Consider the following 22,466-nt stretch of genomic DNA (forward strand, 5'->3'; position numbering starts at 1 on the left):
CCGACTAGCGTTTAATGTTTAATTCCTGTATCTTATCGTATGTTTCATAACTTGAAACAATAACCTTGTCGCCTGCTTTTAGTCCGTTTACGACTTCATAATATTCTGGATTTTGACGGCCTAACTGCATATCTACCCGGTAAGCAGTACCTCCATTTTTATCCAGTTTAAAGATCCAATTACCGCCAGTTTGTTGATAGAAACCACCTTTTGGCAGCAGCAGTGCTTTTGTTTCATCGCTCAAGGCCAATCTAATCTGCAAGGTCTGACCTCGGCGTATCCCCGTGGGTACGGCACCTATAAATTCCATATCGACTTGAAATCTACCATTTGTTACCTGGGTATATACCTTCTTGATTTTTAAATCAAAACTTTTTCCACCGATGGTGACATTTCCAATCTGTTCAATAAAAATCCTATTAATATAGTGTTCGTCGATTTCGGCGCGTACTTTAAATCCGGTAAGGACATCGATTTGTCCTAATCGTTCACCTACATTTTTGTTTTGTCCAATTTCGGCATCAAAAGAAGTCAACTGTCCGTCCACAGGAGCACGAACGACGAGGTCTCCAACTTTTTGGCGCATGAGCTGCAACGCACTCTCTGTGCGATCAGCTGTTTGTCGGTCTTGTGATAGCTTTTGACGTGTAGAAATGGAGTCTTGGCGAAGAATCTGTTTCGTTAAGATAACACGCTGTTTTTGATAGTTGTAGTCGTTGGTTGATTTTTCGTATTCCTGTGCACCGATAGCTTGCTCCGCGTATAGTTTTTTGTTGAGCTTGTATACCCGCTCGGCCTCTCGTAAGGCCTGTTCCACATCGGCCATTTGGTTGCGGTTGTTGATCGAAACTTGTTCTGCACTCGTCCGTGCAATCTGCGCTTGTGTCAATAAGTTCAATACTTGGGTTTCTTGTTGAACCAAGCTCAGTTGTTGATCCGTATTGGATAGACGCATAATGGGATCGCCGGCTTTTAGAACGGCACCATCTTCTACATATTTTTCTTCTACTCGTCCTCCCACCGATGCATCGAGATAAATACTGTTGATAGGAAGAACGGTACCATTTATGGGAATGAACTCTTGAAAGGTGCCTTCTTTCACTTCGACAATGCTGATCCGTTCCGCTTCGACATTCAGTCTACTGTTGCCTGTAGTAAGGTAATAACTGGTACCTATTAGTCCACCAATAGCAAGAATACCGACTAAAGTCAAGATGCGTTTTTTGTTCCATTTCTTCTGTTCTATTGGTCTGTCCATTCGGCAATTGAAAAAGTAAGCGTAAAAATTAAAATTATTATGTTCTTGCTATATCATTATTCAATGTTGTGCCATTTTTATAAACGACTGTTTTTTAGTCTATTGTGTTTTTTTTGTGTGGTGTGAACTGTTCGATATCGAACAGTTGACTGTTCGGTGGTGAACAGTTGTGTGTATAGTTTGTTTGTATAGTTTTGTTTTTTAGCTAGTTAGTGTTTTGGCACGCGCTCTGCATCAGGCTTGAAAACGATTTGAATGAAAGATTTTTTTAGAATTGCTTTGTTGTTTATAGTTTATAGTAATGCAGTGCTCGTGCAGGGGCAGCCCTCCCAAGGCTTGTCCCTGACGGACTGCATATCGCTAGCCCTTAAAAGTAATCCGACCTTACGTCGATCGGAGTTAGAGGTGGCACGAAACGAAATAAATCACAAGCAGGCACAATATAATAGGCTTCCTTCCTTAAATGGGAATGTTAGCCATTCGTATAATCAAGGGCGAAGCATCAACAGTACGACGAATCAATTTGTTGATAATAGTTATTTTTCTGGTAACCAATCTTTGTCTCTGAATGGTTGGCTTTTTAAAGGTTTTGAACTGCTATACGATATTCGCCGGAAAGCGAATGCGCGAGAGGCGGGGAAGCTGGAGTTTGAAAGTTCCGTTAACGAGCTGAAGCTTGATGTCATTGCGGCGTACGTATTGGTGCTTACGGCGCAAGATATGCTCAAACAAACGGAAGCTCAGCGGGCGGTGACGGCTGAAAATGTACGTCGATCGGAGGTTTTACATCGTGAAGGTGCGGCTAAGCCTGGAGATTATTACGATTTAAAAGGACAATTGGAGTCGGAAGAAAATAATGTCCAGGATGCGCAACGTGTGTTGTACAACAATAAGCAGCGCCTTGTAGCTTTGTTAAATTGGGAGCAAGGAGAACTTCCTTTGCTACAACCACTGTTGCTGCCGGTCGAAGTTGGCATGGATACCGAAGGAGAGCTTTATGAGAAGGCGCTGGGTTTCTTGCCAAATTTTAAAGCGCTAGATTGGCGTATAAAGGAAGCGGAACAGGGAGTGAAGGTGGCGCGTTCTGGCTATTACCCTTCGTTGTCGTTTGATGCGGGGATACAATCTCGATTTTCGAGTGTAGATGATGCCGGTTACAATTATTGGCAGCAATTGAAAAACTATCCTTCAAAGGGGGCTTCCTTGACTTTACGTGTTCCTATTTTTAATCAGATGCAGGTAAGAAATCAAGTAAAGCATGCACGACTTAATCTTGATGAGGCGCTTTGGAACCGTAAGATTCAGGAGAATCGTGTGCGTGAAGAAACTGCGAAAGCGGTATTTAGTTTGACAGCGCTGCGCCAGAATGTGGGACACTTGGAGGAGCAAGAGCAGCATTATCGAGAGGCTTTTCGTATTGCGCAGGTACATTTTGATGCTGGTAATAGTAATTCGGTCCTTTTGTTGACAGCGAAGACGAAGCTTGATAATACCACTAACTCGTTGTTAATTAAGCGTTATGAATGGATTATGCAGAAATATATCAATGATTATTACGCAGGGAAATTGGAATTATAGTTATCTTAGTAGTCGGCCCTAGTTGAAAGTAATTATTGCATGCATGAAAAAATCTACCGTACTTTTTGTTGATGATGACCAAGATCTGTTAACAGCAGTCCGTATTTTACTTAAACCGCGTGTCAAACAGGTTATCGTAGAGCGTAATCCTGAGAATTTGATGCATGTTTTAGCACAGCATGTTGTGGATATCGTGTTGCTGGACATGAACTTTAAGAGTGCGATAAATACGGGGAATGAAGGTCTGTTCTGGTTGGGTAAGATTAAGTCGCAATATCCACATATTCATGTTGTTATGGTTACGGCATATGGTGCGGTTGATTTGGCTGTTCGTTCATTGAAGCAGGGCGCTTCTGACTTTATTGTTAAGCCTTGGCAAAATGAACAACTTCTAGAGACACTGACGTCTATTTCGGGAGCGGTACCTTCGTCGGGAAAGCCAAAACAGGTGAATATGATTGTCCGTAACGATAATTCGTTGATTGGTCAATCTGCTGTTATGGAGGATTTACAATATAAAATCGATAAGGTAGCTCCTACGGAAGCTAACATTTTGATTTTAGGAGAAAACGGCACTGGTAAAGATTTGATTGCGCAGGCGCTTCATCAGCGTTCGTTGCGTGCATCTATGCCTTATATTAAGGTGGATGTGGGCGCATTGACAGAGACGTTATTCGAGAGTGAGCTTTTTGGTTATAAAAAGGGTGCGTTTACAGATGCGCGGGAAGACCGTATTGGGCGTTTTGAAGCAGCGGATCAAGGCACACTTTTTTTAGATGAAATTGGGAATATCGGTTTGCATCAACAATCCAAATTATTGAGTGTTTTACAGAATCGGCAGGTCGTACCGTTGGGCTCTTATACGGGCGTGCCGATTGATATTCGTTTGCTCAGTGCGACTAATGTGCCGTTGAAATCGTTAGCTGATGAAAGCAAATTTCGAAAAGATCTAATTTATCGTATAAATACGGTGGAAATACAAGTGCCACCATTGCGGGAGCGGGGTGAGGATGTCGTGGTGTTGGCGAACCATTTTTTGCAATTCTACAATCACAAGTATCATAAAAACATTTTGGGACTAGATCATGATGCACTACAAAAGTTGCGTGGTTATTATTTCCCGGGGAATGTTCGCGAGTTGCAATATAGTTTAGAGCGGGCTGTTATTATGGCGGAAGGCGAGTCGATTAAGGGGAGTGATATTTTATTTTCTCCGATAGAGGAGTCCAATCGTGTGAATAGATTGACGGCGGAAGAGGCACCTATGAGTCAGAGCCTTGAGGATATGGAGCGAAAAGCAATTAAGTCAGCAATTGAGCGGTTTAACGGTAATATCAGTAAAGCCTCCCGGGAGTTAGGACTAACCCGTGCAGCACTTTATCGACGGATGGAGAAGTATAATATTTGATAGATGAGATCATCCACCTTTATCATTTTTATTAAGACCCTTTTTTTGGTCTCGGCGATAACGGCTGCAGCTTATCTGCTTTTTCTGAAGCTTTATGTGTATGCCGGTTTGTTGTTTGTTTTTACCGTGGTTTTAGCATTTCGATGGGCGAGTACGGAAAGAAGATTGCTGCATCATGTACTCGACTTTTCTGAAGCGGTGCGTTATCGTGACTTCACGCGTCGGTTCGCCGTGAAACATCCGGCTCGAGCGGAAGGTAAGTTGTTCAAAGCTTTTAATGATATAAACACTGTTTATAAACAGATTAGTGTTGATAAAGAAATTCAGCATCAATACCTGAATAAAGTTATTAATATGCTGGATTCCGGTATTATTTTTTACCGCGCTGACACGGGAAAAGTAGAGTGGATAAACGACGCTTTTAAGCAATTATTTCAAACACCACACCTCGGCAATATCAAAGGATTGGAGAAGCGGCATCCGGATCTGTATATAAAAACGGTCCGGATGCCTGTGGGTACGCGACAAATTGAGGCAGCAAATTCTGCGAAGGGAAAAATCAAGCTTTTGATGCATTGTGTTGAATTTGAATCACAAGAAGGTATCTTTAGGGTGGTGGTGTTTCAAAATATTAATGAGGCAATCGATCATGCGGAAACGGTGGCTTGGCAAAAACTGTTGCGGGTATTGACCCACGAGATTATGAATTCTATAGCACCCATCAGTTCATTAGCCGACACATTGCATGGACGGTTGGCAGGGGCGTATACCGCGGATGATATTGAGGACATGAAGGTCGGTATTTATACGATTAAAAGACGCAGTGAGGGCTTGTTGCAGTTTGCGAAAAGTTATCGACTTATTAATAAAGTAGATCAACCGAATTTTGTAGATCAGCAGCTCAAGGATCTTTTTGAGAATGTATATCAATTATTTGAACCGACGCTGATACAGAAAAATATTGAGTTGGATATTATTCTAAAGGATACACGACTTGTGTTACGGGCGGATACTAATTTGGTGGAACAGACGATTATAAACTTGCTGCTGAATGCGATAGACGCGGTAAAGGAAGTGTCCGATCCTTATGTTAGTATAACGGGAATGTTCCGAGAAGGACATATCGTTATTAAGGTTCAGGATAATGGGGAGGGTATGTCTCAAGAAGTTCAAGAACAAATATTTACACCATTTTTTACAACCAAGAAAACGGGAAGTGGTGTTGGGTTGACATTATGTAAGCAAATAATGTTGTTGCATAACGGAACCGTTTCTGTAGATGGTGAAGAGGGGAAGGGCAGTTGTTTTACGCTTCAGTTTCCTGCTTAAGAGCGAAGAAAAAAACTACTTTTGTGCATGCGTTACTATTGGGAACTTGTAAAACATTTTTTTTTAGCGAATAGCAGGCACGGTACGCATTCGCCTTTCGTTTATAAGCTGGCCGATACGGTTATCTACCGGGCTCCCCGGGTTGATGGGGTAGGGCTTAAATTTCCTGTTCATTTTTCTGTGCGTTATGCATCCTTGCTAAATGATATGCTCGTTTTTATGGGGCTTCAGTCGGTTGGTGACCTATCTACTACAGTGCCCACAGATGCGGTATGGCTCGATTTAACGGAAGTTTCTGTTATCGAAGTAAAGAAGTTGGTGAAGGCTGGTATGGTGGTCGTGGTGCATGAACCGTATCGCACACGTGAAACATTAGCAAAGTGGAGAAGTCTTATCGCTGATCACGATTTACAGGTGTCGATCGATTTATTTCATTTCGGATTATTATTGCATAGAGACGAGCAACGTAAGGAAAACTTTGTGTTACGTTATCCCTATACTAGATAATAGATAGTAGTTCATAGTGATTAGCATGTGAACTATCAACTATCAACTACCAACTACCAACTACCAACTATCAACGATCAACTACCAACTACAGGCTAAAAGGCTTCGCTGATACTCAAATAGAAGCCTGATTGTTTCTTTTCGCCGGATCGTTTCTCGCCATAGGCGTAGTCAAAGCGTATGGTGCTGTTGTGTTCTAGGCTAAAGAAGTATCGTATACCTGCTCCGTAACTAGGGACAAGTCGGAGGTCATGTTGTGGCGAGAAGGTACTTCCAGTTCCAGCAAAGCCAACGACACCAAATCGGGGCATAAAACGATAGCGTATTTCTGCTTGTGCAGCCGCATAATTTTTATCCTTGTATCTACCTAAGTAATAGCCGCGCATAGACATATCACCACCGAGGTCACGATAGACATAAAAGGGAATATCTTTACCATAGGTGCCGCGGTATAGCAGCTGTCCGGCTAGTGTCACTTTGTTGGATAGGGGATGAAAGGCACGGACATCCGCTTCCAGTTGGCCGCCATTGAAATTCTCACCTTTCCAAAATTTGGGTGCATAGGCATATTTTACACGTCCGTACACCCCTTTTGTCGTATACGTGGTTGTGTTTCTGTTATCGTATAAGGTGGATACCCCAAGCGCAAGATATTGTCCTCCGGTTTTTCCCGTAATAGCGGATTGCTCAAATATTCCACCAGCATCACGATCCTCAAATTTGAAGTACTCAAAATTCGCATTTACGCCGGCATAGAGTTTTGGTGCAATCTTTTGTTCGACATCTATTTTTGCACGAACGAGCTTTTGTTCCAGGAAGTCCTCGTCTTTTGCCCATGTTTCTGATCCGATACCATAAAAATTAAACGGCCAATCACGATATCGTAGTTCCGATAAGATATGATATTTATTTTCTTTGGTCCAGATATCGGTTATGAGTTTAATATTTTTTTGATTCTTGGTTGTTAATGTTCCGATCAAAATAATGTTTGATGTCCGGCTTTCCGGGTTATTTTTATCGGTAAAAAAATTATAAGTACTAGCAATTCCATACTCGAGTCCTGTTTCTTGTGCGTAGCCAACCGCAGGAATTACCATGAAACTTCCGTTCTTAGTCGAGTCTTTTTCGGTCGACAGAAATTTTTTCATGGTTTTTTTTATGATATTATTGTCTTGTGCGAAGCTTTCTTTGGCCGGTAAGATACCAAGTATGATGATCGAAATAAGGGAGGTGTTGCGAATAAAATTAAAAGCCATGAATAGTGAATTAAAATATGTGCCTGAAAAAGGCGTCGCAAGTTGTAAATTATTTCCTTGCATATCAAGTATATCGTAGAAAAAGCCATTTTTTTTTGTCAAATATTTTTGAAGTTTCATCTGAGTCGCTATCTTTGCATCATCAAAATCAAACGGATGTATTTCCAAAATGATTTAGAAAAAGAAAACGTTCTTTAACACGAAAAAAAAGTTTAAAAAAACTTGCAGATATCAAAAAATAATTAGATTTTTGCACTCGCTATCCGAAAGGAAGAGAGTTCTTGAAATAACGAGAAGTTTAAATTAAGCTTTAAAAATATTAGCCTCCTTAGCTCAGCTGGTAGAGCAACTGACTTGTAATCAGTAGGTCATTGGTTCGATTCCGATAGGAGGCTCAATAAATGCAGTGTAAGCTGCAGGTCTGGAGGGGTTCCAGAGCGGTCAAATGGGACGGACTGTAAATCCGTTGCTTCGGCTTCGAAGGTTCGAATCCTTCTCCCTCCACACTACTTATTTCGTTTCGCTAGCTTCGGCTAGCGAGCGAAATTATTGCGGAAGTAGCTCAGTTGGTAGAGCGATAGCCTTCCAAGCTATAGGTCGCGAGTTCGAACCTCGTCTTCCGCTCATTTTTTAACATTTGATTTACGTCTCTGCTTTTTTGATAAATATGTCTAATAAGGTGGGGGCATTAATCTGTAAATAAGGTTTTAGAAGCCGAAGTAGCTCAGGGGTAGAGCACTTCCTTGGTAAGGAAGAGGTCGTGGGTTCAAATCCCATCTTTGGCTCGAAAGGAAAACGTAAGTTTTCGCTTTAACAAAGGATTTAATTAAGAAATATTTTATAATTACTAATTCGCATAAACATGGCAAAAGAAAAATTTGACCGTAGTAAACCGCACTTAAACATTGGTACAATCGGTCACGTTGACCACGGTAAAACAACTACTACAGCTGCTATCACAAAAGTATTGTCTGATAAAGGTTTATCGGAAGCTCGTTCATTTGATTCGATTGACTCCGCTCCTGAAGAAAAAGAACGTGGTATCACTATTAATACAGCACACGTTGAGTACTCAACAGCGAACCGTCACTATGCACACGTTGACTGTCCAGGTCACGCGGATTACGTTAAAAACATGGTAACTGGTGCTGCTCAGATGGACGGTGCTATCATCGTAGTTGCGGCTACTGATGGTCCAATGCCTCAAACTCGTGAGCACATCTTATTAGGTCGTCAGGTAGGTATCCCTGCTTTGGTTGTTTTCTTGAACAAAACTGACTTAGTAGATGATGAAGAATTATTAGATCTAGTTGAAATGGAAGTTCGTGAATTATTATCATTCTACGACTACCCAGGAGATGATGTTCCAGTAATCAAAGGTTCTGCTTTAGGTGCATTGAATGGTGAGCCTGAGTGGGTTGAGAAAATCATGGAATTAATGGATGCTGTAGATAACTACATTCCAATTCCTCCACGTTTGACTGATCTTCCTTTCTTGATGCCTATCGAAGACGTATTCTCGATCACTGGTCGTGGTACAGTTGCAACAGGTCGTATCGAAAGAGGTGTAATCAACTCTGGTGACCCAGTTGAAATCTTAGGTATGGGTGCTGAGAACTTGAAATCTACAGTAACAGGTGTTGAGATGTTCCGTAAAATCTTAGATTACGGTGAGGCTGGTGATAACGTAGGTTTATTATTACGTGGTATTGAGAAAACTGATATCCGTCGTGGTATGGTTATCTGTAAACCAGGTTCTGTGAACCCACATACTGATTTCAAAGCTGAGGTTTACGTATTATCAAAAGCTGAAGGTGGTCGTCACACTCCATTCTTCAACAAATACCGTCCTCAATTCTATTTCCGTACAACAGACGTAACAGGAGAGATCTCGTTACCAGAAGGTACTGAAATGGTTATGCCAGGTGATAACGTTACAATCACTGTTAAGTTGATCAACGCTATCGCAATGGAAAAAGGTCTACGTTTCGCTATCCGTGAAGGTGGTAGAACAGTAGGTGCTGGTCAGGTAACTGAAATCTTAGGTTAATCTTTTAGATTATACTTGAAAATAAAAACAAGCTAATCGGCGTATGCTGGTTAGCTTGTTCTTTTCTTAGGAAAGAACGTTCTTATACATCTAAATCGTAATTGCTTCTAGCACAAGCTTTATGGTTCTCCCGCTGACATCTCGGGTAAAAAATGTTAAAAAAAGGCAAATATTATTTGCGTCAATAAGGCTTAAACGCTATATTTGCAGCAGTAAAAGAAATTCTACACGGGCATAGTTTAAAGGTAGAACGAAGGTCTCCAAAACCTTTGGTCTGGGTTCGAGTCCTGGTGCCCGTGCTAACATAATTTAGGTAAACTAAAAATGGCTAAAGTACTTGATTTTTTTAAAGACTCTTACGTCGAGATTACGGAGAAGGTAACTTGGCCTACGTGGTCACAACTGCAAAACTCTGCAGTTATCGTACTTGTGGCTTCTATTATCATTGCGTTATTAGTTTTCGTAATGGATAAAGCAGCAAGTAACTTGTTAGAGTTATTGTACGGAATCACTTCCTAATTATCATTAAATATTTATGGCAGATCAATCTTTAAAATGGTATGTAGTTCGTGCCGTTAGCGGAAAAGAGAAGAAGGTAAAACAATACGTTGAAGCAGAAGTAAGCCGCTTGGGTATACAACATTTAGTTCCACAGGTATTAATCCCTATGGAAAAGTATTACCAAATGAGAGATGGTAAGAAAGTTGCCAAAGAACGTAACTATTATCCTGGTTATGTGTTGATCGAAGCCGCTTTAGATGGTGAGATAGAGCACGCAATCAAAAACTTGAATAGCGTAATCGGTTTCTTAGGAGATAAAGCAGGTAATGCGATTCCGTTGAGACCATCTGAAGTAAACCGTATTTTAGGTAAGGTTGATGAGATGGCGGAGCAAGGTGAAGCAATCAATGTTCCTTACTACGTTGGTGAAACAGTAAAAGTAAACGATGGTCCATTCAATGGTTTCACCGGAGAAATTGAAGAAGTTCACGAGGATAAGAAGAAGCTTACGGTTATGGTTAAAGTATTCGGTCGTAAAACACCACTTGAACTTAACTACATGCAAGTAGAAAAAGAATAAGCAATGCGCTTAATAGATATAAAGAAACCCAATCATGTCAAATGGTTGGGTTTCTTTTTTTTGATTTATTTTGTTATTTTGGTTGTTAACCTGACGAATATAAGATGAAGAAAAAAACACGTGCTAGATTTATGATAGTGATTACTGTTGTGGTACTCCTAGTGGTAGGGCTTGAGCTTTTCCGAGAATTTAAATGGAGTATGTTTGGTGCATTTGTATGTCTGCTAGTTGCGTGCGGTCTGTTTGTTACGGCATATAAGCGCGCAGAAACTGAAACCTAATTTATCTATTATACATCCTAAACCTAACCAACATGAACACCCACAAAAGATTATTAAAACTAATTTTTCTTTTACCTTTTTTATTATGGGCATTATTACCTGGCTCCTTGTTTGCAAAAACTAAAGATAAGGTTATTGTGGCTTATGTTACGTCGTGGACTTCCGTTATTCCAGATCCCGCTTATGTCACCCATATTAATTATGCATTTGGGCACGTTAATAAAACCTTTGATGGTATACGTGTTGATAATGAAGCACGATTACGAGATGTTATTCTTTTAAAGAAGAAGCATCCGCATTTAAAGGTTTTACTTTCTATCGGTGGCTGGGGTTCAGGTGGCTTTAGCGAGATGGCTGCTGATCCTGGACGTCGGGGTCAGTTCGCTGCTGATTGCTTACGTGTTGTTGAATTATTTGGTCTAGATGGAATTGATATTGATTGGGAGTATCCAACAAGCAATGCTGCGGGAATTTCTTATGCGGCTGAAGATACGGATAATTTTACGTTGCTTATGAAAGATATTCGTACGGCCATCGGCGTGGAGAAGCTATTAACATTAGCTACAGCAGCTAATGGGAAGTATATCGCCTTTGCTTCGATAAATCCTTTTGTTGATTTTGTGAATATCATGACCTACGACTCTGGGAATCCACCTTTCCATCATGCGAGTCTGTTTCGTTCCGATAAGTCGGGAGGTGTTACCTGTGAGGAAGCCATTGCAGCTCATGTTGCTGCAGGCATGCCCATAGAGAAGTTGGTTCTTGGGCTTCCATTTTATGGTCGGGGTAATAAAACGGATGTAAAAACATTTATTGATTACAGAGACATATTGCAACTGGAGGGCTTGGAGCGGAAGTGGGATGATGTTGCGAAGGCGGATTATATGGTGAATAAGGGCGGTGATTTTGTCTTGACCTTTGAGACACCAGAATCGATTCGGCTAAAGTGTGAATATCTGTTACAACGAAACATGAAAGGGGCCATGTATTGGGAGTACGCCGGAGATACGAATGACGGTATTTTGCGGAAGACAGTATTCGAGGGTGTATTTGGAAAGTAGTGGGCGGGATAAAAATATTTACAACGTAACCTTTTGTAATTCAAAACTTATTATTATCTTTGCACCTCGTTTAGTTGTATAACTGTGTTGTACGCTAATCGAGAAAAATAAATGTTACAGTTTGCTTCCAACTTACTAACAGACATTTAACATATTAAATTCAAAACAAAATGGCAAAAGAAGTCGGTGCGTTAGTAAAATTACAAGTTAAGGGCGGTGCTGCAAATCCATCTCCACCAGTAGGACCTGCATTAGGTGCTAAAGGTGTGAACATTATGGATTTTTGTAAGCAGTTCAATGCACGTACGCAAGACAAACCAGGGCAAGTATTGCCTGTTGTCATTACCGTTTACACGGACAAGTCGTTTGACTTTATTATCAAGACTCCACCAGTAGCGATTCAGTTGAAAGATGCTGCAAAGCTTAAAAGTGGATCTGGCGAGCCTAACCGTAAAAAAGTTGCTAACATTACATGGGAGCAAGTTGAGGTTATCGCGAAAGATAAAATGGTCGATTTGAACGCGTTTACAGTAGAGGCAGCAATGAAAATGGTTGCTGGTACGGCGCGTAGTATGGGAATTACCGTATCCGGTAACGCTCCTTGGAACAATTAATTAACGAAATCAATTTAAGAAAGTGGCTAGATTAACAAAAAATCAAAAAGCGGCACTATCCAAAATTGAAGCTGGTAAAGCATATTCTTTATTAGAAGCTGCGGCTTTAGTAAAGGATATTACAACGACCAAGTTTGATGCTTCTGTGGATATCGACGTTCGTTTAGGCGTGGATCCTCGTAAGGCAAATCAAATGGTTCGTGGTATAGCAACATTACCTCACGGAACTGGTAAAACCGTTCGCGTTTTAGTTTTGTGTACTCCTGATAAGGAAGAAGAAGCAAAAGCGGCTGGTGCAGATCACGTAGGTCTTGACGATTATATCAGCAAAATCGAAGGTGGTTGGACTGACGTTGATATCATTATTACTATGCCTAGTGTGATGGCTAAAGTTGGTAAACTTGGACGTATTTTAGGTCCTCGTAACTTGATGCCTAACCCTAAAACTGGTACAGTTACTACAGAAGTAGGAAAAGCTGTAACAGATGTAAAAGGCGGTAAGATCGATTTCAAAGTAGACAAAACAGGAATCATCCATACTTCAGTTGGTAAAGTGTCATTCTCTCCAGAGAAGATTTATGAAAACGCGTTAGAGGTATTACAAACTATCTCTCGCCTTAAACCTTCAGCTGCAAAGGGAACATACTTCAAAAGTATTCACATCTCTTCAACTATGAGTCCTGGTATTCATATTGAAACTAAATCAGTAGCGGGTATTTAATCATGAGAAAAGAAGAAAAACAAGAAATTGTTCAAGCTTTAGCCGAACAGATTAAATCTTATGGTAATTTTTACATTACTGACACTGCTGATCTTAGTGTAGAGAAAATCAACAACATTCGTCGCAAATGTTTTGAGCAAGGTATTGTGATCAAAGTGGCTAAGAACACGTTGATCAGTAAAGCCTTACTTGAAGCTGGTATCGATTCAGAAGAATTACGTAGCGTTCTTAAAGGCGCTTCTACATTATTCCTTTCTGAGAGTGGAAATGCGCCTGCTAAGTTGATCAAACAATTACGTAAAGAAGGTGATAAGCCTGTTTTAAAAGCAGCTTACATCCAAGAAACTGCGTTTGTTGGTGATGATCAATTGAATGCATTAGTTACCCTTAAATCTAAGGACGAGCTTATTGCAGACGTTATCGCATTACTACAATCACCTGCGAAAAATGTTATTTCTGCACTTCAATCAGGTGGAAATACTATTTCAGGTTTAGTAAAAGCTTTAGAACAAAGAGACTAACGAACACTCTTTTCAAAAAACAGTTCGTGCATTAATTAAAAATTATTTATTAAGTACATTCAAAAATTCAAAATAAAATGGCAGATTTAAAACAACTTGCTGAACAGTTGGTTAACTTAACGGTAAAAGAAGTTAAAGAATTAGCTGATATCTTAAAAGACGAGTACGGTATTGAGCCTGCTGCTGCTGCTGTTGCAGTTGCTGCTGCTCCTGCTGAAGGCGGTGCTGCTGCTGCTGAAGAGAAAACATCTTTTGATGTTATCTTGAAAGAAGCTGGTGGTCAGAAATTAGCTGTAGTTAAATTGGTTAAAGATTTAGCTGGTCTAGGCTTGAAAGAAGCTAAAGATTTAGTAGACGGCGCTCCTAAAGAGTTGAAAGCTGGTGTTACTAAAGACGAAGCTGAAGCGTTGAAAAAACAATTAGAAGAAGCTGGAGCTGTTGTTGAGATCAAGTAATCTCACATATTAAAGCACCTAAAAGGTTTAGACTCTGTCAAGTTTTTGACAGAGTCTATTCCTGTTTTATATTATTACATGTGTCAAATGGGTGCTGACATTTGACAAAACCATGATTTCAGCATAGTTAGCTCAGTTTTTTTAAAACTAAAAATCTTATTCCCTTGGCAAACAATAATATTCAAAACGAAAGAGTGAATTTTGCTACAAGTAAGAAGGTAATCGATTATCCGGATTTCTTGGACGTGCAATTGCAATCTTTCAAGGAGTTTTTTCAACTTGAAACTACTTCTGACAACCGCCATCAGGAAGGGCTGTTCAAGGTTTTCGCAGAAAACTTCCCTATTTCTGATTCAAGAAACATCTTTGTACTGGAGTTTTTGGATTACTTTATTGATCCACCGCGTTACGATATCCGAGAGTGTATTGAACGAGGGCTCACATATAGCGTTCCATTGAAGGCTAAGTTAAAGTTGTCTTGTAATGATGAGGAGCACGAGGATTTCGAAACCATTGTACAGGATGTATATCTTGGAACAATCCCTTACATGACACCAAAAGGTACATTTGTTATCAATGGTGCCGAGCGCGTAATCGTTTCGCAGTTACACCGCTCACCTGGCGTATTCTTTGGTCAGAGTAGACACACAAACGGTACTAAACTTTATTCTGCAAGGGTAATTCCTTTTAAAGGATCATGGATCGAGTTTGCTACAGACGTAAACAACGTGATGTATGCTTACATCGACCGTAAGAAAAAATTCCCAGTTACTACTTTATTACGTGCGATCGGTTACGATTCGGATAAAGATATCTTAGAATTATTTGATCTTGCAGACGAGGTTAAGGTTAGTAAATCGGGATTAAAGAAATACGTTGGTCGTCGTTTAGCGGCTAGGGTATTGAAAAAATGGATCGAAGATTTCGTTGATGAGGACACTGGTGAGGTGGTTTCTATCGATAGAAATGAGATCATTTTAGAACGTGAAACTGTTTTAGAGGAAGATCACATTGACTTGATCATTGACGCGGGTGTTAAATCTATCATTCTTGCAAAAGAAGATGCTTCGAACAACGCGGATTACTCTATCATATATAATACATTACAGAAGGATACTTCAAACTCCGAAAAAGAAGCGGTGGAGCATATCTACCGTCAATTGCGTAACGCGGAACCACCTGATGAAGAAACAGCACGTGGTATCATCGAACGCTTGTTCTTCTCGGATAAACGTTACGATTTAGGTGATGTTGGTCGTTACCGCATCAACCGTAAATTGAAACTTGATACGCCTGATGAAACAAAAGTATTAACGCGCGAAGATATTATCGCGATCGTGAAGTACTTAATCAACTTGATCAACTCTAAGGCTGAGGTGGATGATATTGACCACTTATCGAATCGTCGTGTACGTACGGTAGGTGAGCAATTATACGCTCAATTTGGTGTTGGTCTTTCTCGTATGGCTCGTACAATCCGTGAGCGTATGAATATTCGTGATAACGAGGTATTCACGCCTACAGATTTGATTAACGCGCGTACGTTATCATCGGTAATCAACTCCTTCTTCGGAACGAACCAATTGTCTCAGTTTATGGACCAAACCAACCCATTGGCGGAGATTACGCACAAGCGTCGTCTGTCAGCTTTAGGTCCTGGTGGTCTTTCTCGTGAGCGTGCCGGTTTCGAGGTTCGTGACGTTCACTACACACACTACGGTCGTCTTTGTACTATTGAAACGCCAGAGGGTCCAAACATTGGTTTGATTTCTTCTCTAGCGGTACACGCGAAGATCAATAACTTAGGTTTCATCGAAACACCATACCGTAAGGTAGAAGATGGTAAAGTCGTTGTTGACCAGCCAGTTGTTTATCTATCTGCGGAAGATGAAGACGGTAAAACTATCGCACAAGCAAACGCACAGTACGATGATAAAGGTAACTTTGAGGATCCAAAAGTAAAAGCAAGATACGAGGGTGACTTCCCGATTATTGAGCCTGAGCGTTTGGATTATATGGACGTTGCGCCAAACCAAATTACATCTATCGCGGCTTCATTAATTCCTTTCTTGGAGCATGATGATGCCAACCGTGCCTTGATGGGATCGAACATGCAGCGCCAAGCGGTGCCATTGTTGCGCCCATCTGCACCGATCGTAGGTACAGGATTGGAAGGACGTGTTGCTTCTGATTCACGTACATTGATCAACGCAGAAGGTAATGGTGTTGTGGAGTATGTAGATGCCAATGAAATTAAGATTCGTTACGAACGTACAGACGATGATCGTTTGGTTTCGTTTGATGATGATATTAAGACATATACTCTTACTAAGTTCAAGAAAACCAACCAGAATACATGTATCAACTTGAAACCAATCGTTATCAAAGGCGAGAAAGTTTTCAAAGGTCAAGTATTATGTGAAGGTTATGCGACAGAAAATGGTGAGTTAGCATTAGGTCGTAACTTAAAAGTAGCGTTCATGCCTTGGCAAGGATATAACTTTGAGGATGCGATCGTAATCTCTGAGCGTGTTGTATCACAAGATTTGTTCACTTCATTACATATTGAAGAGTTCGAATTAGAAGTACGTGACACCAAACGTGGTGAGGAGGAATTAACAGCTGATATCCCGAACGTATCAGAAGAAGCGACTAAAGACTTAGACGAAAACGGTATTATCCGTATTGGTGCTGAAGTTAATGGTGGTGATATCTTGATCGGTAAGATTACGCCAAAAGGAGAGTCTGATCCTTCACCGGAAGAGAAACTTCTACGTGCGATCTTTGGTGATAAAGCAGGTGATGTGAAAGATGCTTCTTTGAAAGCTTCTCCATCATTGAAAGGTGTTGTTATCGACACTAAATTGTTCTCGCGTGCGAAGAAAATGTCTAAAGAAGTTGAAAGAAAAGCTTTAGATAAACTAGAAGTAGCGCACGATAGAGCGGTGAAGTCATTGAAAGAGCGTTTGGTTGAGAAATTATTTACAGTTGTAAATGGTAAAACGAGCCAAGGTGTATACAATGTGTATAAAGAGCTTTTAGTACCTAAAGGAGCGAAGTTCACACAAAAAATCCTTATGGATTTAGATTATACGCACATCAACCCAACTGGATGGACTACAGACGACGATAAAAACGAGTTGATCAAATTGGCTCTACACTTCTATAACATTAAAGTTAATGAAGAGCTAGGTGCTTTCAAACGCGATAAATTCGCTATTTCAGTCGGTGATGAGCTTCCTTCAGGTATTGTTCAGATGGCTAAAGTTTATGTTGCTAAAAAGCGTAAACTAAAAGTAGGTGATAAGATGGCGGGTCGTCACGGTAACAAAGGTATCGTTGCACGTATTGTACGTGATGAAGATATGCCTTTCTTAGCAGACGGAACACCAGTCGATATCGTTTTGAATCCACTAGGGGTACCTTCACGTATGAACTTGGGTCAGATTTACGAAACCGTTTTAGGTTGGGCTGGCCAGAAGTTAGGTATGAAGTTCGCTACACCAATCTTCGATGGTGCCGAAATGGGACAAGTAGAAGAGTGGATCGAGAAAGCAGAATTACCAAAATCAGGTAGAACATACTTGTACAACGGTCTTACTGGTGAGCGTTTCGATCAGCCGACTACCGTGGGTGTTATCTACATGTTGAAATTAGGTCACATGGTAGATGATAAGATGCACGCACGTTCAATCGGACCATACTCATTGATTACGCAGCAACCGTTAGGTGGTAAGGCACAATTTGGTGGTCAGCGTTTCGGAGAGATGGAGGTTTGGGCACTTGAGGCATTCGGTGCATCTAACATCTTGCAAGAGATCTTGACTGTTAAGTCCGATGATGTTGTGGGTCGTGCTAAAACTTACGAAGCGATCGTGAAAGGCAATAACTTGCCGACACCTTCCGTTCCTGAATCTTTCAACGTATTGGTTCACGAATTGCGCGGATTAGGTTTAGATATCACATTAGATTAATAAAAGTAATAGGTCTGACAAGTATGCATGTACTTGTTAGACTTTTACATACAGCTTTAACTTTTTATAAGGTATGTCTTACAAAAAAGATAATAAAATTAAAAGTAACTTCACATCGATTACGATTAGCTTATCGTCTCCAGAAACAATTTTGGAGCGTTCTAGCGGTGAGGTTACGAAACCAGAGACGATCAACTACCGTACGTACAAACCCGAGCGTGATGGTTTATTCTGTGAGCGTATTTTTGGTCCTGTAAAGGACTACGAATGTCACTGTGGTAAATACAAGCGTATCCGTTATAAAGGTATCGTATGTGACCGTTGTGGTGTTGAAGTTACAGAGAAGAAAGTACGTCGTGAGCGTATGGGACATATCAGCTTGGTTGTTCCTGTAGCACACATTTGGTACTTCCGTTCGCTTCCGAACAAGATTGGTTATTTACTAGGTCTTCCAACTAAGAAGTTGGATATGATCATCTACTACGAAAGATATGTGGTTATCCAAGCCGGTATCAAAGAGGATGATGGTATCAGCTTTATGGACTTCTTAACGGAAGAGGAATATCTAGATATCTTAGATACGTTACCAAAAGAAAACCAATACTTGGATGATAATGATCCACAGAAATTCATCGCTAAGATGGGTGCTGAGGCATTAGAAGAGTTATTGAAACGTATTGATTTAGATCAGTTATCATACGACTTGCGTCACCAAGCGGCGAACGAAACTTCGCAGCAGCGTAAAAATGAGGCGTTAAAGCGTCTTCACGTGGTGGAAGCATTCCGTGGTGCTAATACACGTATCGAGAACCGTCCGGAGTGGATGATCGTGAAGATCGTTCCTATTATTCCACCAGAGTTGCGCCCATTGGTGCCTTTGGATGGTGGTCGTTTCGCTACATCCGATTTGAACGATTTATACCGTCGTGTAATTATCCGTAACAACCGTCTTAAGCGTTTGATCGAGATTAAAGCACCAGAGGTAATCTTACGTAACGAGAAGCGTATGCTTCAAGAAGCGGTAGATTCATTGTTCGATAACTCGCGTAAAGTAAATGCGGTTAAGACAGAAGGTAACCGTGCTTTAAAATCATTATCCGATATCTTAAAAGGTAAGCAAGGTCGTTTCCGTCAGAACTTACTTGGTAAGCGTGTGGATTACTCGGCACGTTCGGTAATTGTTGTAGGACCTCACTTGAAGCTCCACGAATGTGGTCTTCCTAAAGATATGGCTGCGGAGCTTTACAAACCGTTCATCATTCGTAAGATGATTGAGAGAGGTATCGTAAAGACTGTAAAATCAGCTAAGAAAATCGTTGACCGTAAGGATCCGGTTGTATGGGATATCCTAGAGAATGTATTGAAAGGACACCCAGTGTTATTAAACCGTGCACCTACGCTTCACCGTTTGGGTATCCAGGCTTTCCAACCAACCTTAGTTGAGGGTAAAGCAATTCAGTTACACCCATTGGTATGTACGGCCTTCAACGCGGATTTTGACGGTGACCAGATGGCGGTTCACTTACCTTTAGGTAATGCTGCAATTTTGGAAGCCCAAATCTTAATGCTTGCTTCGCACAACATTCTTAACCCGGCTAACGGTTCTCCAGTAACGGTACCATCTCAGGATATGGTATTGGGTCTTTACTATATTACTAAAGGCCGTCGTTCAACTGCAGACCGTAAGGTGCGTGGTGAGGACATGACTTTCTATTCTGCTGAAGAGGTAATCATTGCCTTGAATGAGAATCAGATTGATCTACATGCCCACATCAAGGTTAAGACAAACAATAAAAACAAACAAGGACAAATCGTTAATTCGATTATCCCAACAACAGTAGGACGTGTAATCTTTAACCAGATTGTTCCTGAGGAGATGGGCTTCATTGACGAATTGTTGACTAAGAAATCGTTGCGTAATGTCATCGGTGAGATTGTGAAAAATACGGGTATGGCTCGTGCTGCACAGTTCTTGGATGATATGAAAGAGTTAGGATTCCAAACAGCCTTCAAAGGTGGTTTGTCATTCAACTTGCAAGATTTAAATATCCCAGCTGCTAAAGTTGATTTGATTGCACAAGCGACCAATGAGGTTGATGAGGTAATGAACAACTATAACATGGGTTTCATTACGAACAACGAGCGTTACAACCAGATTATCGATATCTGGACGCGTATCAACAACAAGTTGACGGCACACGTAATGGATATTTTATCGAACGATAATCAAGGTTTCAACTCGGTATACATGATGTTGGATTCTGGAGCGCGTGGTTCCAAAGAGCAGATTCGTCAGCTTTGTGGTATGCGTGGTTTGATGGCTAAGCCACAGAAATCTGGTACATCAGGCGGGGAGATTATCGAAAACCCGATTTTGTCCAACTTTAAAGAAGGACTATCGGTACTCGAGTACTTTATCTCTACCCACGGTGCGCGTAAAGGTCTTGCCGATACGGCCTTGAAAACAGCCGATGCGGGTTACTTAACTCGTCGTTTACATGACGTTGCTCAAGATATGATCGTTGTTGAACAAGATTGTAACGGTCTTCGTGGTATCTATAAGTCTGCACTTAAAGAGAACGACGATATCGTTGAACCATTGTTCGATCGTATCTTAGGTCGTACGCCTCTAAATGATGTTGTTCACCCGGAGACAGACGAACTTATCGTTGCTGCGAATGGCGAGATCGATGAGGAGATTGCAGCAGCTATCGAAGCGGCTGGTATTGAAGGTATCGAAATTCGTTCGGTATTGACATGTGAGTCTAAGCGTGGTGTTTGTGCTTCCTGTTACGGACGTAACTTGGCGTCTGGTAAACGTGTACAACTTGGAGAAGCGGTTGGTGTTATTGCAGCACAGTCTGTCGGTGAGCCAGGTACACAGCTTACACTTCGTACTTTCCACGTGGGTGGTACGGCCTCTAACATTGCGGCCGACTCTAGTATCGTGGCGAAGTATGAAGGTAAAATCGAATTTGAAAACGTTCGTACGGTTGCGAAAGAAGGCGAAGATGGCCCTTACCAAGCGGTAATTGGTCGTTCTGGCGAGCTTCGTATCGTAAATGATGATAAGAAAGTTCTTTATACACAAGTTATTCCTTACGGAGCTAACTTGTATGTAAATGAAGGTGATAAAGTTGAAAAAGGAAAGCTTCTTGTTGACTGGGATCCATATAACGCTGTTATTATCTCTGAGTTTGCAGGTAAGATTGAATTTGAGGCGATTATCGAAGGTGTAACCTTCCGTGACGAATCTGATGATCAGACAGGTCACAAAGAGAAAGTTATTATCGAGACTCGTGATAAAACGAAAAACCCGACGATCAAAATTACAGATCTAACAGGCGATGCGTTACGTTCATACAACATTCCTGTAGGGGCACACGTTTCGGTTCAGGATGGTCAGAAAATCAAAGAAGGTACGATCTTAGTTAAGATTCCTCGTGCGACAGGTAAGACCCGAGATATTACAGGTGGTTTACCACGTGTAACGGAATTATTCGAAGCGCGTAACCCTTCTAACCCAGCTGTTGTAACAGAGATTGATGGTGTGGTAACCTTAGGTGGTGTTAAACGTGGTAACCGTGAGATTTCGATCGAGTCTAGAGATGGACAGATCAAGAAATACTTGGTTCCACTTTCTAAACACATCCTAGTACAGGATAATGACTTCGTGAAAGCGGGTATGCCATTATCTGATGGTTCGATTTCACCTTCTGATATCCTTTCGATCAAAGGCCCTGCAGCGGTTCAAGAGTATATCGTTAATGGTATCCAAGAGGTTTACCGCTTGCAAGGGGTAAAAATCAATGATAAACACTTTGAAACCATCGTTCACCAAATGATGCAGAAAGTGAATATCGAGGATCCAGGAGATACACGTTTCTTAGAGAAAGAAGCTGCTAACAAATGGGACTTCATGATCGAGAACGATTCGTTGTTCGACAAGAAAGTTGTTGTTGATGCAGGTGATTCTACAACCCTTCGTCCAGGACAGATTGTAACGTTGCGTAAGTTACGTGAAGAGAATTCTACTTTGAGACGTCAGGATCAAAAAACAGTAGAAGTGCGTGATGCTATTCCTGCAACTTCGAGTCCATTGTTACAAGGTATTACAAGAGCCTCTTTAGGTACGAAATCGTTCATTTCAGCAGCTTCCTTCCAGGAAACTACGAAAGTGTTGAACGAGGCCGCTATCGCAGGTAAACGTGATGACTTGTTAGGCTTGAAAGAAAACGTAATTGTTGGTCACTTGATTCCTTCAGGTACTGGTTTACGTGAGTACGGAAGTATCATCGTAGGTTCTCGCGAAGAGTACGATCAATTGTTAGCTTCTAAAGAAGAAGATTAATTAGACGATACTATTTAATAA

16 protein-coding genes and 5 tRNA genes are annotated in these 22,466 nt (G+C 41.0%); 19 read left to right on the forward strand and 2 right to left on the reverse strand.

Annotation, left to right across the window (positions count from 1 at the left end; genetic code table 11):
• Positions 1-4: 4 nt before the first annotated feature.
• Positions 5-1,258 (reverse strand): efflux RND transporter periplasmic adaptor subunit, encoded by a 1,254-nt coding sequence (locus tag E2P86_RS02665; RefSeq protein WP_134430553.1) that lies wholly within the window; start codon positions 1,256-1,258, stop codon positions 5-7.
• Between the two features lie 255 nt (positions 1,259-1,513).
• Here E2P86_RS02665 and E2P86_RS02670 point away from each other — a divergent pair, with 255 nt between their 5' ends.
• The 4 genes from E2P86_RS02670 to E2P86_RS18265 are packed head-to-tail and all read left to right on the forward strand — an operon-like array spanning position 1,514 to position 6,080.
• Positions 1,514-2,836, forward strand: coding sequence for a TolC family protein (locus E2P86_RS02670; protein ID WP_134430556.1), 1,323 nt, complete (start codon positions 1,514-1,516; stop codon positions 2,834-2,836).
• Positions 2,837-2,879: 43 nt separating this feature from the next.
• Positions 2,880-4,244 (forward strand): sigma-54-dependent transcriptional regulator, encoded by a 1,365-nt coding sequence (locus tag E2P86_RS02675; RefSeq protein ID WP_085472256.1) that lies wholly within the window; start codon positions 2,880-2,882, stop codon positions 4,242-4,244.
• A 3-nt stretch (positions 4,245-4,247) separates the two neighbouring features.
• Positions 4,248-5,573: a sensor histidine kinase gene (locus tag E2P86_RS02680; protein ID WP_134430559.1), complete on the forward strand. Its 1,326-nt coding sequence runs from the start codon at positions 4,248-4,250 to the stop codon at positions 5,571-5,573.
• A gap of 27 nt (positions 5,574-5,600) precedes the next feature.
• Entirely contained in the window at positions 5,601-6,080 is a 480-nt protein-coding gene (locus E2P86_RS18265; RefSeq protein WP_240775563.1) for a hypothetical protein, read from the forward strand.
• 95 nt (positions 6,081-6,175) lie between these two features.
• On the opposite strand, the gene E2P86_RS02695 is transcribed toward E2P86_RS18265, so the two are convergent.
• Entirely contained in the window at positions 6,176-7,456 is a 1,281-nt protein-coding gene (locus E2P86_RS02695; protein WP_134430562.1) for a BamA/TamA family outer membrane protein, read from the reverse strand.
• Positions 7,457-7,658: 202 nt separating this feature from the next.
• On the opposite strand from E2P86_RS02695, the gene E2P86_RS02700 reads away from it, so the two are divergent.
• The 15 genes from E2P86_RS02700 (at position 7,659) to rpoC (ending at position 22,445) form a co-directional block, all read left to right on the forward strand.
• Positions 7,659-7,731: transfer RNA gene (locus E2P86_RS02700), tRNA-Thr, on the forward strand.
• Between the two features lie 28 nt (positions 7,732-7,759).
• Positions 7,760-7,840, forward strand: a tRNA-Tyr gene (locus E2P86_RS02705).
• A gap of 47 nt (positions 7,841-7,887) precedes the next feature.
• A tRNA-Gly gene (locus E2P86_RS02710) sits at positions 7,888-7,960 on the forward strand.
• A gap of 89 nt (positions 7,961-8,049) precedes the next feature.
• Positions 8,050-8,121 (forward strand) — tRNA-Thr (locus E2P86_RS02715).
• Positions 8,122-8,198: 77 nt separating this feature from the next.
• Entirely contained in the window at positions 8,199-9,386 is a 1,188-nt protein-coding gene (tuf, locus tag E2P86_RS02720) for an elongation factor Tu (RefSeq protein ID WP_085472253.1), read from the forward strand.
• A gap of 228 nt (positions 9,387-9,614) precedes the next feature.
• A tRNA-Trp gene (locus E2P86_RS02725) sits at positions 9,615-9,685 on the forward strand.
• Positions 9,686-9,710: 25 nt separating this feature from the next.
• On the forward strand, positions 9,711-9,905 hold the full coding sequence (gene secE, locus E2P86_RS02730; RefSeq protein ID WP_085472252.1) for a preprotein translocase subunit SecE: 195 nt from the start codon (positions 9,711-9,713) through the stop codon (positions 9,903-9,905).
• A gap of 16 nt (positions 9,906-9,921) precedes the next feature.
• Positions 9,922-10,467, forward strand: a complete 546-nt coding sequence (gene nusG / locus E2P86_RS02735; RefSeq protein WP_085472251.1) for a transcription termination/antitermination protein NusG — start codon at positions 9,922-9,924, stop codon at positions 10,465-10,467.
• A 313-nt stretch (positions 10,468-10,780) separates the two neighbouring features.
• On the forward strand, positions 10,781-11,809 hold the full coding sequence (locus E2P86_RS02740) for a glycoside hydrolase family 18 protein (RefSeq protein ID WP_134430566.1): 1,029 nt from the start codon (positions 10,781-10,783) through the stop codon (positions 11,807-11,809).
• Positions 11,810-11,979: 170 nt separating this feature from the next.
• A complete protein-coding gene (rplK, locus tag E2P86_RS02745) occupies positions 11,980-12,423 on the forward strand; it encodes a 50S ribosomal protein L11 (RefSeq protein WP_085472249.1) in 444 nt (147 codons plus the stop codon).
• Positions 12,424-12,445: 22 nt separating this feature from the next.
• Positions 12,446-13,144, forward strand: a complete 699-nt coding sequence (rplA, locus tag E2P86_RS02750; RefSeq protein WP_085472248.1) for a 50S ribosomal protein L1 — start codon at positions 12,446-12,448, stop codon at positions 13,142-13,144.
• 2 nt (positions 13,145-13,146) lie between these two features.
• On the forward strand, positions 13,147-13,665 hold the full coding sequence (gene rplJ / locus E2P86_RS02755; RefSeq protein ID WP_085472247.1) for a 50S ribosomal protein L10: 519 nt from the start codon (positions 13,147-13,149) through the stop codon (positions 13,663-13,665).
• Between the two features lie 77 nt (positions 13,666-13,742).
• A complete protein-coding gene (gene rplL, locus E2P86_RS02760; protein ID WP_085472246.1) occupies positions 13,743-14,120 on the forward strand; it encodes a 50S ribosomal protein L7/L12 in 378 nt (125 codons plus the stop codon).
• 164 nt (positions 14,121-14,284) lie between these two features.
• The gene (gene rpoB, locus E2P86_RS02765) at positions 14,285-18,094 is read left to right on the forward strand and encodes a DNA-directed RNA polymerase subunit beta (RefSeq protein WP_085472245.1); all 3,810 of its coding nucleotides are present in this window, start codon (positions 14,285-14,287) and stop codon (positions 18,092-18,094) included.
• Positions 18,095-18,167: 73 nt separating this feature from the next.
• Entirely contained in the window at positions 18,168-22,445 is a 4,278-nt protein-coding gene (rpoC, locus tag E2P86_RS02770) for a DNA-directed RNA polymerase subunit beta' (RefSeq protein ID WP_085472244.1), read from the forward strand.
• The last annotated feature ends 21 nt before the right edge of the window (positions 22,446-22,466 follow it).

The organism is Sphingobacterium psychroaquaticum, assembly GCF_004421025.1.
GTDB lineage: Bacteria > Bacteroidota > Bacteroidia > Sphingobacteriales > Sphingobacteriaceae > Sphingobacterium > Sphingobacterium psychroaquaticum.